At 41.7% G+C, this 17584-nt stretch carries 15 protein-coding genes and 1 tRNA gene; 11 read left to right on the top strand and 5 right to left on the bottom strand.

Features of this window, described 5'->3' with window-relative positions:
• The first annotated feature begins 420 nt into the window (after positions 1-420).
• From ACT3RN_RS02740 to ACT3RN_RS02785, 10 genes are all read left to right on the top strand, one after another.
• The gene (locus tag ACT3RN_RS02740; protein ID WP_442062350.1) at positions 421-1458 is read left to right on the top strand and encodes a porin; all 1038 of its coding nucleotides are present in this window, start codon (positions 421-423) and stop codon (positions 1456-1458) included.
• Between the two features lie 193 nt (positions 1459-1651).
• Positions 1652-3286, top strand: coding sequence for a CTP synthase (locus ACT3RN_RS02745; protein WP_192518190.1), 1635 nt, complete (start codon positions 1652-1654; stop codon positions 3284-3286).
• Between the two features lie 221 nt (positions 3287-3507).
• The gene (gene kdsA, locus ACT3RN_RS02750; protein WP_192518189.1) at positions 3508-4383 is read left to right on the top strand and encodes a 3-deoxy-8-phosphooctulonate synthase; all 876 of its coding nucleotides are present in this window, start codon (positions 3508-3510) and stop codon (positions 4381-4383) included.
• Positions 4384-4422: 39 nt separating this feature from the next.
• The gene (locus ACT3RN_RS02755; RefSeq protein WP_192518188.1) at positions 4423-4683 is read left to right on the top strand and encodes a heavy-metal-associated domain-containing protein; all 261 of its coding nucleotides are present in this window, start codon (positions 4423-4425) and stop codon (positions 4681-4683) included.
• Between the two features lie 54 nt (positions 4684-4737).
• Positions 4738-4962 (top strand): heavy-metal-associated domain-containing protein, encoded by a 225-nt coding sequence (locus tag ACT3RN_RS02760; protein WP_192518187.1) that lies wholly within the window; start codon positions 4738-4740, stop codon positions 4960-4962.
• A 251-nt stretch (positions 4963-5213) separates the two neighbouring features.
• A complete protein-coding gene (locus tag ACT3RN_RS02765; protein WP_192518186.1) occupies positions 5214-7556 on the top strand; it encodes a heavy metal translocating P-type ATPase in 2343 nt (780 codons plus the stop codon).
• 321 nt (positions 7557-7877) lie between these two features.
• A complete protein-coding gene (gene eno, locus ACT3RN_RS02770; RefSeq protein WP_192518185.1) occupies positions 7878-9194 on the top strand; it encodes a phosphopyruvate hydratase in 1317 nt (438 codons plus the stop codon).
• Between the two features lie 113 nt (positions 9195-9307).
• The gene (locus ACT3RN_RS02775) at positions 9308-9616 is read left to right on the top strand and encodes an FtsB family cell division protein (RefSeq protein ID WP_192518184.1); all 309 of its coding nucleotides are present in this window, start codon (positions 9308-9310) and stop codon (positions 9614-9616) included.
• Between the two features lie 144 nt (positions 9617-9760).
• Positions 9761-10504: a 2-C-methyl-D-erythritol 4-phosphate cytidylyltransferase gene (gene ispD / locus ACT3RN_RS02780; RefSeq protein WP_192518183.1), complete on the top strand. Its 744-nt coding sequence runs from the start codon at positions 9761-9763 to the stop codon at positions 10502-10504.
• 414 nt (positions 10505-10918) lie between these two features.
• A complete protein-coding gene (locus ACT3RN_RS02785) occupies positions 10919-11539 on the top strand; it encodes a BLUF domain-containing protein (protein WP_192518182.1) in 621 nt (206 codons plus the stop codon).
• A gap of 190 nt (positions 11540-11729) precedes the next feature.
• Here ACT3RN_RS02785 and ACT3RN_RS02790 read toward each other — a convergent pair.
• The 4 genes from ACT3RN_RS02790 to pyrC form a co-directional block, all read right to left on the bottom strand.
• Positions 11730-11805 (bottom strand) — tRNA-Glu (locus tag ACT3RN_RS02790).
• 51 nt (positions 11806-11856) lie between these two features.
• The gene (locus ACT3RN_RS02795; protein WP_192518181.1) at positions 11857-12054 is read right to left on the bottom strand and encodes a hypothetical protein; all 198 of its coding nucleotides are present in this window, start codon (positions 12052-12054) and stop codon (positions 11857-11859) included.
• 292 nt (positions 12055-12346) lie between these two features.
• The gene (gene rnt / locus ACT3RN_RS02800; protein ID WP_192518180.1) at positions 12347-13048 is read right to left on the bottom strand and encodes a ribonuclease T; all 702 of its coding nucleotides are present in this window, start codon (positions 13046-13048) and stop codon (positions 12347-12349) included.
• Between the two features lie 246 nt (positions 13049-13294).
• Positions 13295-14365 (bottom strand): dihydroorotase, encoded by a 1071-nt coding sequence (gene pyrC, locus ACT3RN_RS02805; RefSeq protein WP_192518179.1) that lies wholly within the window; start codon positions 14363-14365, stop codon positions 13295-13297.
• 374 nt (positions 14366-14739) lie between these two features.
• Here pyrC and ACT3RN_RS02810 point away from each other — a divergent pair, with 374 nt between their 5' ends.
• A complete protein-coding gene (locus tag ACT3RN_RS02810; RefSeq protein ID WP_192518178.1) occupies positions 14740-15978 on the top strand; it encodes an argininosuccinate synthase in 1239 nt (412 codons plus the stop codon).
• Positions 15979-16293: 315 nt separating this feature from the next.
• Here the strand turns inward: ACT3RN_RS02810 and ACT3RN_RS02815 are convergent, their stop codons facing one another.
• Positions 16294-17553: a hypothetical protein gene (locus ACT3RN_RS02815; protein ID WP_192518177.1), complete on the bottom strand. Its 1260-nt coding sequence runs from the start codon at positions 17551-17553 to the stop codon at positions 16294-16296.
• Positions 17554-17584 lie beyond the last annotated feature (31 nt).

Below are 17584 nucleotides of genomic sequence, written 5' to 3' on the forward strand. Positions count from 1 at the left end.
TTTTAGTATTTATGCTAATCAATCTTGCCTTTATCTCTTTGAGAAAACAGAGGAATTTTTGTAAAGGCTTACATTCTATAAGGAATATAGTGTTTGCGGATTTCTATATTCAAAAACCAAAAAAATGTGTTGCAAATTATGTCAAAGTTGATATGCTTGTACTCGAAGTATGAGTTTGGTAACGGATGTTACGCAATGGAGTGATAAAGACCAATATTTACATGAATGTTACTTTTTTAATCCCAATCGTGTAAGCCATGGTTTTTTTCATCTTACTGTAATAGAAATTCGCCACACTTGTTCCTGACTAATCTCGGTAGCCAGTTACACATTATATCTTTGAGGATTTGTGACGATACCATTATGAGCACCAGCTAATAATAGCTAGCTTATTACTAAAATTGTAAAGTGGAGATACCCATGAAAAAACTACTTTTAGCTACAGCAGTTGCTGCCCTATCTGTTTCTGCAGCCAACGCCGCTCCTACCGTATATGGTAAAGCCTTTTTAACTTTAGATCTTAATACTGGCGACACTGATACTAAAATTACAAATTATGCTGCTGATGGAAGTGTTACTGGCACATCAAACAGTTCAGTAGATGCAGATGATCGTAGCCAACTAAACTCTAACTCTTCACGTATTGGTCTTAAAGGTTCTGAAGCTTTAACTGCAAACACAGACATCCTTTATCAATTAGAGTATGGTATTGATGTTGATGCTGATGGTGATCAGTTTTATTCACGTGATACCTATCTTGGTTTAGAAAATGCAGAATACGGTACAGTAGTAGCTGGTCGTTTGACTGCTATTGATGACTATGTGAACTATGCCAACGTCACTCAAGGTGGTGTATTAGGTGGTGATAACGTACTAGCGAGCTTTGATGCGCCACGTATCAACAACTCTTTTGCTTACTTCACGCCTGAAAACAACGGTTTACAGTTCATGGCAATGTATGCAATGGACGAAAACAACAGCACTGATACATTAGATCGTGATGGTTTCGGTCTTGGTGCTAAGTATGAAACAGGTCCAATGAACGTTGGTGCTTCTTACATCCAAGCAGGTGATTTTAAAGCAGCACGTGTTAGTGGTAACTATGCAATCAGCCCAGCTGTGACGCTAGGTGCTCTATATCAAAACACTGACTATGGTACTGATGACAACGAAAATGCAATCACTATCAGTGGTGAGATGGCTACTGCGACTCCTTGGACTGCCTATGCGCAAGGTGACTTTGTAAACAACTACGCTGGTTTTGAGGATTCTGAAGCTTACCGTGCAGTTGTAGGTGGCAAGTATGCATTCAACGCAGCAACAACTGGTCATATCTACGGTGCTTATGCTGGCGCTGAAGATGAAACTCTTACAACTTATGTAGATGGTACCTCTGATCTTAAAGAAGTAGACTTTGATGGCTTTGGTATCGGTGCTGGTATCGAATACAAATTCTAATCTAACCATTAGAATCTGATTAAAAAAACTCATCCTTCGGGGTGAGTTTTTTTGTTGTGTGGTGTTTTAATGACAGAACAATGTTGATTGCCCATACAAAAAAATAAGAGTTTCAGACAGTTTGCATTTTTGCCCTATATTTTATGGCGTATTTTTAGTAAAATCCTTCTTTACCAATTACCGAAAGAGTACTATGACCAAGTTTATATTTGTGACCGGTGGGGTAGTGTCCTCACTAGGAAAAGGTATCACCGCAGCCTCTCTTGCCGCGATACTCGAAGCACGTGGCGTGACTGTCACGATGACCAAAATGGATCCGTACATCAATGTCGATCCAGGTACGATGAGCCCATTCCAGCATGGTGAAGTGTTCGTTACCGAAGATGGTGCCGAGACAGATTTAGATTTGGGCTATTATGAGCGCTTTTTACGTCATTCAAAGATGAGTAAGAGCAATAACTTCACCAGTGGTCGTATCTATCAAAACGTCTTGAATAAAGAGCGCCGCGGTGAGTATCTCGGCGGTACGGTACAGGTTATCCCGCATATCACTGACGAAATCAAGAGTAAAATCTTGGCCAGTGGTGAAGGTTATGACATCGCTATCATCGAGATTGGTGGTACCGTTGGTGACATCGAATCACTGCCATTCATGGAAGCGGTACGCCAAATGCAAGTAGAGCTTGGCCGTAATAGAGCCATGCTGATGCATTTGACATTAGTGCCTTATATCGCAAGTGCCGGTGAAACCAAAACCAAGCCAACTCAGCATTCAGTGAAAGAGTTGCGCTCTATCGGTCTACAGCCTGATGTACTGATTTGCCGTTCTGAACATCACATTTCACAAGACAATCGCCATAAGATTGCACTATTTACCAATGTAGAAGAGCGTGCGGTTATTATGTGTGAAGATGCTCAAAGCATCTATCAAATACCGCGTACGTTGCATGAGCAAGATCTTGATGATTTGATTTGTGAGCGTTTTGGTCTTGACGTACCAGAAGCAGATTTGAGCGATTGGGATAAAGTGGTTGAAGCGCAGTTGAATCCTGAGACGACGGTTACTGTCGCGATGGTCGGTAAATATGTCGAGCTACCTGATGCTTATAAGTCTATTAACGAAGCATTGCTCCATGCTGGTATCATGCACAAAGCAGACGTCAAGATTGATTATGTCGATGCTGAACGTTTAGAAGATGATGACAGCTTATTGGCGCAGCTCAATGATGCTGATGCTATCCTAGTGCCAGGTGGTTTTGGTGAGCGCGGTACCATTGGTAAAATGAAAGCCATCACTTATGCACGCGAAAACAACGTTCCTTATTTGGGTATCTGTCTGGGTATGCAGTTGGCAGTGATTGAGTATGCGCGCAATGTGCTCAACATTAATGCTAATTCCTCTGAGTTTGATCGTAAGACAGCAGAGCCAATCATCGGTCTTATCACCGAGTGGTTAGATGAGCGCGGTGAGCTACAGATTCGTAATGATGACTCAGATCTTGGTGGTACCATGCGTTTAGGCGCACAGCAAGCCGAATTGGTCGCTGGTAGCAAGTTGAGCCAAATTTATGGTACTAAAAACATCACTGAGCGTCATCGCCACCGTTATGAGATGAACAATCGCTATATCGAGCCACTAGAACAAGCAGGTATGAGCATATCGGGCTATTCTGCCAAGCAGCATTTGGTTGAATCAGTTGAGCTTGCTGACCATCCATGGTTTGTGGCTGTACAATTTCATCCTGAGTTCACCAGCTCGCCACGCGGTGGTCATCCACTGTTTAATAGCTTTGTAAAAGCAGCGAAGAACTATAGCGAAGCGAAATAGCTCAAATCAAGTAGCACTCAACGCTTTTATATTTGCCTAAAAAAAGACTGATTTTCGAATCGGTCTTTTTTTAATCTGCATTTTTAGAGGCAGAAGTATGACTTATATTTCTGATATCTTGCTTGATTGCAGGTGATTACGCTTGAATACTTTTATTAATTGGGCTATCGGTTACAATAGGCGATAGAAATTCAGATAACAATAAATAGGAAGATTGCTTAATGGATAATTTATCAGCAGCACAATCACATATTCAGCTTACGACACCCAGTAATAACACCATTAATATTGGTAATGATCAACCATTTGTGTTGTTCGGTGGTATGAACGTTTTAGAGTCTAGAGAATTGGCGTTTGAGATTGCAGAGCAGTATATTGAGATATGTCAACGTTTGGGGATTGATTATGTCTTTAAGGCCAGCTTCGATAAGGCCAATCGTTCAAGTCTACACTCGTATAGAGGCCCAGGATTGGCGAAAGGCATTGACTGGCTAGGTCAAATAAAAGAAAAGTATCAAGTACCTATTATTACTGACGTTCATGAGCCACATCAAGCAGCACCTGTCGCTGAAGTGGCAGATATTATTCAACTACCTGCTTTTTTATCACGTCAGACGGATTTGGTTCATGCAATGGCAAAGACAGACGCCATTATCAATATCAAAAAAGCCCAGTTTTTAGCACCACATGAGATGCGCCATATCGTCAACAAATGTCTCGAAGGTGGTAATGACCAATTGATACTGTGCGAGCGTGGCAGTGCTTTTGGTTATAACAATCTAGTTGTCGATATGCTTGGTTTTGACACCATGAAGCAGATGGATATCCCTGTATTTTTTGATGTAACGCACAGTTTACAACAGCCTGGTGCGCGTAGTGATAGTGCTGGTGGTCGTCGAGAGCAAATCACCACACTTGCACGTGCAGGTATGGCAACAGGGTTGGCAGGGTTGTTTTTAGAAGCGCACCCAAGTCCTGAAACGGCAAAATGTGATGGCCCTTGTGCATTGCGTATGAGTCAGCTGGAGCCATTTTTGCGTCAGCTTAAGCAGATTGATGACTTGGTCAAAGGTTTTGAAACCCTAGACACTCATTAGCAGTACTTGCTAATAGCATCAGAACAGGAGGGTACTATAATGTCCATGCAAACAGCACAAGTCAGTATTGCAAACATCGATGACGCTGAAGGATTAGATAGCGTGATGACTGCGCTAAAAAATATCACAGGTGTCACCGCTATCGATTTGGATACCGCTCATCATATCGCTATGGTACGTTATGATGATACTCAGACGAGTATTCATGCGCTAACAGCAGCAATTAGTATGGTCGATTATGTGACCCAACCATTTCCTATTGATGCACCACAAAATCCACATTACGATGATGAGTCGTAAAAACTTATTTATTAATACACTTATCTATTCATACATAAAAATAAGGAGCCTAACATGGCAGACCAAACCCATATTATTAAAATTGATGGTATGACTTGCGGTGGTTGCGTAGCCAGTGTCTACAATGCAACTGCTGATATCGATGGCCTAAATGACATTAGTATTGAGCTCATAGACAATCAAGCAACCGTTACTTTTGATGATAGCAAAACCGACGCCGAAGCCATTGTGTCAGCTATCGACGATGCTGGTTTTGACGCGACTGTCGTTCGCTCATAAGTATGGTTTTTTCTTTGAAAAAACCAGCTATCATGGCTGGTTTTTTAATGCTCAAAGGTTGCTGCTATTGGCTTGTCTCTTAGGTTTATATAGATTGCACTAGGTTGCCTGGTATCAAAACCGTTTGAATTCAACGACAGAAAACCTGAGTATTGCGTATTTAGATTTTATTTTTCCACCCACTGATATTTTTATGGCTCATAAGATTTTATAAATGCTATAACGAATAAATGCCATACCGAGTTTTATTTATGAATAATTTTACCTCGCCTGACAATGGTGCTGTCTATGATACTAAAGCTGACAGTCATTCCAGTACACCACTCACACCAAATCGATCACATCTACAACTAGCGATTGATGGTATGACATGTCAGGCCTGCGCTTCACGTATCGAAAAAGTTTTGAACAAAAAACCTGCAGTTTACGAGGTAAGTGTGAATTTTGCAGGTGAGACTGCCAATGTCGATTTTGACTCTACACAAGCCACACCTGAGCAAGTCATGGAATGGGTAAACAAGACAGGTTTTGTGGCCAATATTCAGGCAGGTGATAGCTTGTTTGAGCAAACTACTAAAGATACGGCCACAGAGTATCCTTGGCGATTGATTGGGTTATGGATTTGCTTGGTGCCGTTTTTGGTCGGTATGGTAGGCATGCTGACAGGTTCTGGTATGGCGTGGATGCCACCAATTTGGTTGCAGTTTATCATTGCGACGATTGTACAGTTTGGATTGGCATTGCCATTTTATAAGAGTGCGTGGGCCTCAATTAAAGGCGGTCTTGCCAATATGGACGTACTGGTAGTCATCGGTACAGTAACAATCTGGGCTTATTCAACGTATTTATGGCTGACACATGGTGATGGCAGTTTGAACAGTCTATTGCAAAGTGGTCATGTGGATGCACCTGCGGTATATTTTGAAGCTGGGGTAATGGTCATTGCGTTTGTACGGACAGGTAAGTATCTGGAAGAGCGTACCAAAAAGCAGAGCCTAAACAGTATTGATTTACTATTGTCATTGACCCCTGACGAAGTCGAGCAGCAGCAGCCAAATGGTGATTTTCATAACGTCGCATTAAGAGACGTTCAAGTTGGTGATATTTTGCGTGCAAAGCAAGGTAGCCGAGTAGCGACAGATGGTATTGTTATTGATGGTAGTGGCTGGTGTGTGGAAAGCCATTTAACAGGTGAGTCAGTCCCACTTAAAAAACAAGAGGGCAGTAAACTATTAGCAGGGGCCTTGGTCGAAAACGGTAGCTTACTATATCGCGTCAGTGCTAGAGGCAGTGATACCAAGTTAGGCGATATGGTACAAGCGCTCAGCGATGCACAAGGATCAAAAGCTGATTTAGCGCGTCTTGCCGATAGAGTCACTGCGATTTTTGTCCCTGTTGTCGTAACGATTGCCTTAGTTACCTTTGGTGTCACATGGTGGCTGACAGGTATGGTGGATACGGCATTGATGCATGCGGTGTCAGTATTAGTTATTGCTTGTCCCTGTGCGCTTGGTTTGGCCACGCCAGCCGCTATCATGGCTGGTATGGGTGTCGCCGCCCGTCATGGTGTGTGGTTCAAAGATGCCCAAAGCCTAGAAGCCGCCGGTAACATTGATACTGTTGTTATGGATAAAACAGGTACGCTAACTATTGGTAAGCCGACTATCGTTGATCATGTGATGGTAGATAAATCGCTTGTTGTTGATGATGTTTTGCAACTTGCAGCTAGTGTGGAAGCGCATGCCAGTCACCCGCTAGCGACAGCGTTAGTTGATACGGCAAATAATCGTCATTTGCCATTGATGAGTGTGACCGATATTAGTGTTATCAAAGGTGCTGGTATACAAGCGCATATTGATGGACTTGGACTTATCAAGGTTGGTACGGCAGCGTTTGCTAATTTGACGCTGCCCAAGCTGATGCCCAAAGCATGGCAAGTTGCCAGCACCGTTGCAGTTAGCATCAACGATGAAGCACTAGGTGCTTTTGCTTTGGCGGATGATCTAAAAGTTGATACGCCACAAGCAGTCGCAGCATTACAGTCTGCTGGTATCAACGTGATTTTGATGAGTGGTGATAAGCAGTCCGTCGTCGATCATGTGGCAGGGCAGCTGGGTATCAAGCAAGCGTACGGTAAGATGAGTCCACGTGATAAAGCGAGTCAAATTGCCTTGTTACAAACTGCTGGTCATAAAGTGGCGATGGCAGGAGATGGTGTTAACGATGCGCCAGCAATGGCAACAGCCGATGCCAGCTTTGCAATGTTTGAGGGTACTGATGTGGCGCAGCACAGTGCCTCTGCACGATTGATGGGCGAGTCGCTCATGCATATTGATGCTGCTCAAAAAATTGCTCAAGCGACATTGCACAATATTAAACAAAATTTATTTTTTGCCTTTATTTATAATTGTATTGGTATCCCGCTTGCCGCTTTTGGTTTTTTAAATCCTATGATTGCCGCTGCTGCTATGGCGCTCAGTTCTATCTCAGTATTGATAAATGCACTGCGATTGACAAAATTTAAGACAGAGGTGGAGCTGGAGAATACCGTCTCTAACGCTCACACTGATATCGCGGCTTCGACGAAAACATAAGTAATATCTCATTATTAATATCATTGCCAATTGACCAGTCCATTTACGTCTACTATCGTTACTCATCTGTAATTTTATGGGCGTAAGTTGGTGTAAGGTAAAGGAAGTTTAGTAAAATTTATGCTATGATGCCACGCACTATAGCCAGCTTTTGATATGCTAAACAAACCTTTAATCGTACTCAGACTTGGCCGATTTTACAAATATGTAAAGCTGTTTTAAGTACATGTGCTATATGATATTTTGCTTTATCTTTTTTGTATTCTAGTTGCCGTTATTTATCCCATAAACTTGGCATGACCAAAGGAATTAACAGACATTATGTACGCTGAAGAAACCACCAACGTTACTGCAATTAAAGACATTCGTGCACGTGAGATTTTAGACTCGCGCGGTAACCCGACGATTGAAGCCGATGTTATTTTGGCTGATGGCACTATTGGCCGTGCTGCTGCACCAAGTGGTGCTTCTACTGGCTCACGTGAAGCGCTTGAACTGCGTGATGGCGACAAAGATCGCTACATGGGTAAAGGCGTCAAAAAAGCTGTTGCCAACGTCAATAGCCAAATTCGTAGCGCTCTACTGGACAAAGACGTGACAGAACAGCAAAGCATTGACGATGCAATGATCGCGCTAGATGGCACAGAGAACAAAGACAATCTTGGTGCCAATGCGATGCTAGCTGTATCGCTGGCTACTGCTAAAGCTGCTGCTAAATCACAAAATTTGCCATTACATCAGTACATTGCCAATATGCGCAATCAGACATCACTGACGATGCCTGTACCGATGATGAATATCTTAAACGGTGGCGAGCATGCGGACAATACCGTCGATATCCAAGAGTTTATGATTGAGCCAGTTGGGTTTACGAGCTTCTCAGAAGCGCTACGTGCGGGTACAGAGATTTTTCACAGTTTAAAATCAGTGTTAAAGTCACAAGGCTTGAATACCGCTGTTGGTGATGAAGGCGGCTTTGCACCAAACTTGCGTAGCAATGAAGAAGCCATCACCGTCATCATGCAAGCGATTGAGCAAGTTGGCTATAAAGCAGGTGAAGATATTCATCTAGCGTTAGATTGTGCGGCCAGCGAATTTTATAAAAACGGTCAGTATGTTTTGGCAGGTGAAGGCAATAAAGCCTTTGATAGCCAAGGTTTTTCAGACTACCTGGTTGGGCTAGCGCGTCAATACCCTATTATCTCTATCGAAGATGGTCTTGATGAGTCTGACTGGGATGGTTGGAAGTATTTGACTGAGCAGATTGGTGATAAAGTCCAACTGGTTGGTGATGATTTGTTTGTGACCAACCCTGCTATTTTGCAAGAAGGTATTGATAAGAAAATCGCTAACGCAATTTTGATTAAGTTTAACCAAATTGGCACTTTGTCAGAAACACTAGATGCGATTTATCTTGCGAAGAACAACGGCTATGCAACGATTATCTCACACCGATCAGGTGAGACTGAAGACAGCACCATTGCAGACCTAGCCGTTGGTACAGCAGCAGGTCAGATCAAAACGGGATCACTATGCCGTTCAGATCGCGTTGCAAAATACAATCAGCTGCTACGTATCGAGCAGCAAGTGCGTGCAAGCTATCGTGGCCGTGAAGAGTTTATCGGCCTACGTGGTTAATAAGTTGGGTGGGAAAATGAGCGATATATCATCACTGCTATGAGGATATATCGCTCAACCAGCATACCTTAACTTTAATTTACTGTCTCTCTATCGTTTGGCGTTACCAATTTATGAAATACTTTAGCCAATTTATCCTACTTGCTTTAGCCGTTGCCGTACTTTTAGGATTGCAATATCAGTATTGGCTGGGTGAAAACGGTCGTTTCGAGCATAATAAACTAACGGCGCAAATCGAAGAGCAGCAAAATTTAAATGACAATCAAGTGGCTGCAAATAATTTACTACGTACTGACGTATATGATCTAAAAACTGGTCTTGAGGCAGTAGAAGAACACGCTCGCTTAGACTTAGGCTTGATTAAACCAAATGAGACGTTTGTACAAGTATCAACCGCACCAACGACTCATAGCCGTTACTGAGCACTCTTACTTTTCTAAAAGATTTTATCTCTCGTTATCTATAATAAAGTCACTATTCATCTAAAAGTCTTTACTTACCTTATTTCTCCTTAGTCATTCTGTCATGGGTTTCAGCCATGATGGCTGTTTTTTGAGTATCATCTTATGAACACCACACCTCATGTACATGCCATGATCGTTGCAGCTGGTCGCGGTAATCGTTTTGGATCGTCTATAGCCAAACAATATACTATGTTGCAAGAGCAAACATTGTTACAGCATAGTGTGGCAAGGCTTGCTTGTAGTATTTATATTGATAAGTGTTTATTGGTAATAGCAGCAGATGACACTACAGCTGGCACACTCGATTTTGGGCTACCAATACATTATGCTATTGGTGGAGCTGAGCGTTGGCAGTCAGTACAGGCAGGCGTAGAGGCAATTAGTAAAGCAGGTGCTGCTGATTCAGACTTGGTGCTGATTCATGATGCGGCACGTCCTGCTGTACCCATTCATGATATTGATAACGTTATTGAAGCGGCGATGATAGAGCCTTATGGTGCTATCTTAGCGACTCCTGTAGCAGATACCCTAAAAGAGGCTTATCTTCAGTCTAACGCTCAAAATAAGCTTATAAATAGCACTCACTCTTATGCTAAATGCACGATAGATCGTCGTCATATGTGGCAAGCACAAACGCCGCAAGTATTTCGCTTAGGTCAATTACAGCAAGTCCTTGCACATGTCGCTGAGTATCAACTAGATATTACCGATGAAGCCAGTGCTTTTGAGCACTTAGCGCTACCTATTCGACTAGTGACAGGCAGTCGTCAAAACATCAAACTCACTTATCCTGATGATGCCACATTGTTGGCTGCTATTCTGGCTACTCAAACACAGTCATCTTGACGTATTGCTAATAGGATCTAACTGAATCATGCTTTTGGCCAAGTTATATGACTATCGCTTGAGTTGAGGACATCCCCTAATATAAATGAGAAATCACTTACTCTTTCACAGTACTTTTCTATTATTAAATCCAAAAAGTCTTCTCTAAAAATACGTTTGTGGTTGCTCAACCCCCCTTTAGAATAGATATTTTTTATAGATTAATGTTTGTTATTGGTGTAATGTAAACAGATATTGCTTTGATGACGAAACTAGCCTATGATGTAACCAACTTAATACAATTAATATAAACATTTATAAAATCAATAATATACCAGACTGGTTTGATGCTTCTTAAAGTCTTGTCTCTATGTTTTTTTCTAAAGTTAGTATGGTTGTCTTAGCTGCATTTATCTAAAAATAGGGAGAAGGGAGTTGTCAACAATCAATGATTCGACAAATCCAGTAACGACAGGTCTTTGCCAGTTTGTATACATAAGTAAAATTACATCGACTGGCCTTTCAAGCCCTAGTACGCTTAATGACATCTCGGAGGGTTCTATTGCACGTAATAGGGCTGACAACATCACGGGCATTCTCTGTTATGGTAATGGCTACTTCTTGCAGTATATAGAAGGCTCAGAGCAGGATCTAACCAACCTAAAAAATCGTCTATTAGTAGACGGTAGACATAAAGAGCTGCAGATTTTAGACTTTTCAAAAATTAGCCAGCGCCGTTTTACAGATTGGTCGCTACGTTCAATCACGCTTGAGCGTTGGATGATAAAAGAGCCAGAACTGAAAAAGTTTATGCCATTTCAGCCGTATGAATGGGCCCCAAATGAATGGCCAGCGTTTTTAGATATCCTACAAGGGTATTATGAAGAACAAGTGAAAATTGGCAATACTGATACACCGCCTATCAAGTACAGCACACTAGGTGTGACATTGAGCAAGGTGATTGGTCAACATCAAGCGTTCTTTTTGATTCAAACTGTACTTGGGTTAATGATCATTCTAACAGTGTTATGGTTGGTATTATCAGATAAAGTTTGATAGATATTGTTATGATAGACACTACAAGGTTAGTTATTAATCATTCTGACCTTAAAAAGGATAGCGTTGTTAAAATTTAAGCATAAAAAAACCCCACTCATAATATTTTATGAGTGGGGTTTTTGGTGGTTTACTTATTAGTCTTATCAAATACTTTAATATATCTTTGCTAACAAGTGACGCCAAATAGTGGCGTCCCCAGGGGGATTCGAACCCCCGTTACCGCCGTGAAAGGGCGGTGTCCTAGGCCTCTAGACGATGGGGACTAGTACAACACCTCAGCTGCTTTCACCATTTATGCCGAAGTGGTGCGTATTCTAATGGCGTCTGCGTTTTCTGTCAAGCCTTTTTTTTCGTCTTTTTAAAATTAAATATCTTTTTTTGATTGCGCGGCGAGGATGTAGGTCTTTACGCTTTAAATGGTAGCGAATCCATAAAGAAGTACAAGCGCTAATGGTCAACGCGAGTAGCATATAACCGATGATAGTTCCCCATAATTTTAATTGTGGATCCATGATAAAGTCCCTTCTATTGAGCCTTGTAGCATTTACAACATTTGCTATCAAGGTAGCGTGGGCAACTTAAACCATCTATAGGATACAACGACACCATCTTAGAGTGCTTTTATAGGTTGACGGCTCGTTTATGGGTTGTGAATAGTTTTAAGTCATATTCAATCGTTAAACGAGGGGGCTTTTCAGTCATGATACCAATCATATCCCTATTGATTGTAAAATCAAGATGTTAAAGTCATCAAGTATTACAAATAGCACTATTATGAGCGGTTGGCAATATAGGATATGTGACTTACTGACTGTCACTGTCGGATAATTCATCCGTACTGTCTTCGTTATGCATCGCATTCGCTAGCATTGGATAGTGGTTCAGAATATGACAAAACAGCTCAGCAGTCTTTTGCGTATCATATAGTGCAGAGTGAGCGTCTTTACCATCAAAATCTAGTCCTGCTGCTTTACAAGCACGTGCTAATACGGTTTGACCAAATGCCAGTGCAGATAATGTCACGGTGTCAAATACTGAGAAATTATGGAATGGATTGTGGTTTTTGCTATTGGTACGTAGCACGGCAGCATTTAAAAAGGCTAGGTCAAAATGGGCATTGTGTCCGATCAGTACGCACTGACGGCATTCTTCGCTACGACGCACTTCCTTTAAACCCTTAAAAATACGGCGTAACGCAGTTTTTTCATCTTCAGCAATGGCTTTACGCAGTGGGTTGTTTGGATCGATACCTGTAAAAGAGAGAGCACTTGGCTCTAAATTTGCGCCTTCAAAAGGTTCAACATGGGCATTGAATGCTTCGCCTGGATAAAACACACCTTGCTCATTCAGTAGCACTGGAATACAGGCAATTTCTAATAAAGCATCTGTTTGTGCATTAAAACCTGCTGTTTCAACATCGACGACGACAGGCAAAAATTTACGAAAACGTTCTTTTAAACGCATTGGGGTTTGTTCGTCTGTTGCAGCATCATTTTGAGTGGTCATATAAAGTTAAATCACTTTTATCAGTCATAAAGTCAATTTAATATAAAAGAATGACAGCGCTAACCTCGCTTGAGGTGTCATATCTACCTACTGAGGTTAGTCGCTTTGATCTTATTTTAAATTGAATCAACAATACGGTTATATTTAGTTAAACAACAAGCATCTGATGATGGATGTCACACTGCCTATTACAAAGACAGGGTGTCCATCATAGAGTTAAAAATAGAGAGTTCTGCGGTATTTTCTTTATGCTTTAATAGACCAAGGCAGCATCTCACCTGCCATGAGTGGGGTCACAGTGCCACCGTCAAAGTAGGGATAAGCGGTTGGGACTTGCATAGGCGTATTAACAAGGGTGATAGTGCTCTCATTTAATGGCATACCGTAAAATTGGGCGCCAAAGCGACTGGCAAAACCCTCTAGCTTATCTATTTTACCAACACTATCAAAAGCAGTGGCATACAGTGACAAAGCGTGAGCAGCGCTATAGCAGCCAGCACAACCACAAGCAGCTTCTTTCTTATCTGTCGCATGTGGCGCAGAGTCAGTGCCTAAAAAGAATTTTGGACTACCACTGGTTGCAACATCTAATAGTACTTTTTGGTGACTTTCACGCTTTAAGATAGGCAAGCAATAAAAATGTGGTTTGATACCACCAACCAATAAGTGATTACGGTTAAACATCAAATGCTGCGGGGTGATAGTAGCAGCAATGTTATTACCTTGAGCCAATACAAAGTCGGCTGCATCACTGGTGGTAATGTGTTCGACGACAATTTTTAATGCAGGAAATTTGGCGATTATTTGAGCAAGTACTTCGTCTAAAAACCGTTTTTCACGGTCAAAAATATCCACATGGTTTTGAGTGACTTCACCATGTATGAGTAAGGGCATGTTGTATTTTTCTAGCGCATCAAACACATCGACGCAGGCATTTATATCTGTCACGCCATCAGTAGAGTTGGTAGTGGCACCCGCAGGATAAAGTTTAACGGCTTGTACGATACCCGATTTGGCTGCCATCTCGATATCGTGTGCGGTAGTTTTATCTGTTAGGTATAAAGTCATACGTGGATCAAACGCCGTTTTGCGCTCAGTGCTCAAATCGCTAGCTTCAAGATGAGCCATGATACGTGCGCGGTAGGCTAAGGCGTCATCGATATTCTTGACGGGCGGTACTAGGTTTGGCATGCAAATGACGCGATTAAAGCTATTTGCTGCATGCGGTACTGTTGTACTTAGGGCATTACCGTCGCGTAAGTGAATATGCCAGTCATCTGGTTGAAGGATGGTCAACTCTCTAATTGAATCAGTCATAATGTTATAGCGCTCTATGTCGTCATATACAGGAAGTAAAAGGGAGTAGTACTATGTTGCTATCATAACAGATTTGCCCACTTGACTAAATATGTGGCTAACTATCTATCTATGCATAATTTATTATTCGCTCTGTGAGATGATTAGAATATTTGCTTATATACTATTAGAGTGTGACCATATCGTCATCACGAGGTTCTTTGGTAAGAATAAGGAAAACCTTATATATCCAATATTTAAGTCGAAACCTTGCCGCCTTAGGGCAGTTGTACTTTTGCCCATAGCAAATATGATGTACACTGAGCAGGTAATTTATCTTTTGATTTTATCTTAACGTTGCTACTAAAACTAAATGCTCATAATAGGAGTTATTCATGGCTCAACTTGATCCAAAAAATATTAATAAAATCGTTTTGGCCTATTCTGGAGGCCTTGATACCTCTATCATCGCTAAATGGCTACAAGAAACCTATGATGCAGAAGTCATTACTTTTACCGCTGATATCGGTCAAGGTGAAGAAGTTGAGCCGGCACGTGCTAAAGCGAAAGCCATGGGTATAAAGCATATTCACATCGAAGATTTGCGTGAAGAGTTTGCCCGTGATTATGTGTTTCCAATGTTCCGTGCCAATGCTATCTACGAAGGTGAGTACTTGCTTGGCACGTCTATCGCACGTCCGTTGATTGCCAAGCGTTTGGTAGAAATCGCCAAAGAACACAACGCTGATGCTATTAGTCATGGCGCAACTGGTAAAGGAAACGATCAAGTGCGTTTTGAGCTTGGTGCTGTTGCCTTATCACCAGATGTGGTTACCATTGCTCCTTGGCGCGAATGGGACTTGTCTAGCCGCGAAAGCTTGATGAATTATGCCGAAGAGCATGACATTGCAATTGATTATGCGGGCAATAAGAAAAAATCTCCGTACTCAATGGATGCCAATCTTTTGCATATCTCTTATGAAGGCGGCATTTTAGAAGATCCGTATGCTGAAGCAGAAGAAGATATGTGGCGTTGGTCAGTCAGTCCAGAACAAGCACCTGACGAAGCACAGTATTTAGAGTTGGAATACAAAAAAGGTGATATCGTTGCTATCGATGGTGAAGCGCTCAAGCCTTTTGAAGTGATGATTAAGCTAAATGAGCTTGGTGGTAAGCACGGTATTGGTCGTTTGGATATCGTAGAAAACCGTTACGTTGGTATGAAGTCACGCGGTTGCTATGAGACACCAGCTGGTACGATTATGCTAAAAGCGCACCGCGGTATTGAGTCGTTGACTCTTGATCGTGAAGCGGCGCATCTAAAAGACGAGTTGATGCCACGCTACGCTAAAACTATCTACAATGGCTATTGGTTCAGTCCTGAACGTGTCATGTTGCAAGAGCTAATCGACAAGTCTCAAGAGTACGTCAACGGCACCGTGCGTGTGAAGTTATATAAAGGTAGTGTTAGTGTTGTAGGTCGTAAGTCTGCAGACTCATTGTTTGATGAAAAAATCGCAACGTTCGAGGATGATGCTGGTGCTTATGATCAAAAAGATGCGGAAGGATTTATCCGTCTAAATGGCCTACGTCTAGCTATCGAAGCCAGCCGTGGTCGCGATTTATCAAAATAACACCAAACCTGAAAGATGGGATAGTGTAATCTTATTTGATTGTTTGTAGTTAAATAAGAAATTAAATCGTAAACAAAAAAGCAGAGGCCTATATGTATAGTGCCTCTGTTTTTTATTGTTGATGAGAGCTTATTAAGGTGTGTTTGATATGCACAATTTGATATTCACAAATAGGCACTGCTGATTCTTAATGATTAGTAAAACGGCTTCAGACAAGGCATAAAATGATGCCTTAACGAAGTTTCTAGTAACCATTTTATCTTTCATTAACGTCTTATAGATAGCCATTACTAGATAGCGACTATTTGGTCTTAGCTACTCGGTTTTTTCTACCTCTGCACTATCAGTATCATCATCGTCTACTCTTACGATGGCTACATCTTGTGATTGGCGTTCTTCAATAGCTTCTTGCTCTAATACTTCTTCTACTGCAAGCTTAGTACCATCAGCTTTTTTTATCTGGTATTTAAAGGTTGCAAGTGCCCCCAATACACTGATAACTAGAATGATAATGATAATAACAGGGTTTTTCCAAAGTGGCGTTGTTGGCTCATACTCAATCGGTTTTTCACTAATCGTGGTTGGAGTGTTGTCGCTATTACCGCCGATTAGTCCGAGGCTAACCAAAGGTGGTTTTGGCGGATTGATAGGTTCGGATGTAATCCGTAACCGGTTTCGACTAAGATAGATGTCAGAGATTTTTGCGAGTTGTAATAACCAACGTTGATGTGGCAAGGCAATATCGTGCATGTCTGCAAATACCAGCATGTCATTATGGCGCCCTTGCTGCAGGTTGTCTGGTGAGCGACCAATGGCTTTTAAATAGTTACCTGTTGCCAGCTGCATGTCTTGTACGGGTTCATGATTTTCAGGTTTGAAAGCTGTTAGCTCGTACCAGTAATGGTCGAAAGGCGGGGGAGTGCTTGATAGCTGCTCTATACTTGAAAGGTCAGTATCTGCAGAGTCTTTTGTTTTTATAGAGTTTTCAGCAGTTGCTATAGCCTCTTGGCTTTCATTATTTGCCAGTTCGGTTGACAAATTTTCGGGTTTACTGACGGTAAACCGAGCTGATGATAAAAACTGTGGCTGTAATGCAAACCACTTGTTGATTTCATCATTATCAAGTTGACTATATTCTGCCAAAATAGCCAACTCACGGAGTACAATCACGCATAAAGATGTCAGTAAAATTTGGATTTGTTGTGTCGTTGTACCCACTTGTTTGGCGATATAATCGCTCGCTTTAATGACTCGAGCATTATCATAAAATATGGCATCTGCAGCATCGTGGCGATGATATAGCGCCGCACTAATGGTTGCAAAATTCATAGAATTATACTGTCGCAGTTCTTTGACAGCACCACGTCCAAACAGCTTTTTGCTTACTGTTTGACCATCTTGGTGTTGCTGATACGCAAGTAGCGCGCTAATAATTGCCTGTAAACTGGCATCCATGGCTAAACGCGCTTGTGGTAAAGAAAGCTTTGCGGTATCTGCCAATAATGACACCATAGGTATGGTATCTTGATATAGAAAATCATACATCGACACACGTGTCGGTGAAATAGTCGTCATAATCTGCTAGCATCAAAAAGTGTGCCTCTAT

This window comes from Psychrobacter sp. AOP5-GZ1-6 (assembly GCF_052376345.1).
Classification (GTDB): Bacteria; Pseudomonadota; Gammaproteobacteria; order Pseudomonadales; family Moraxellaceae; genus Psychrobacter.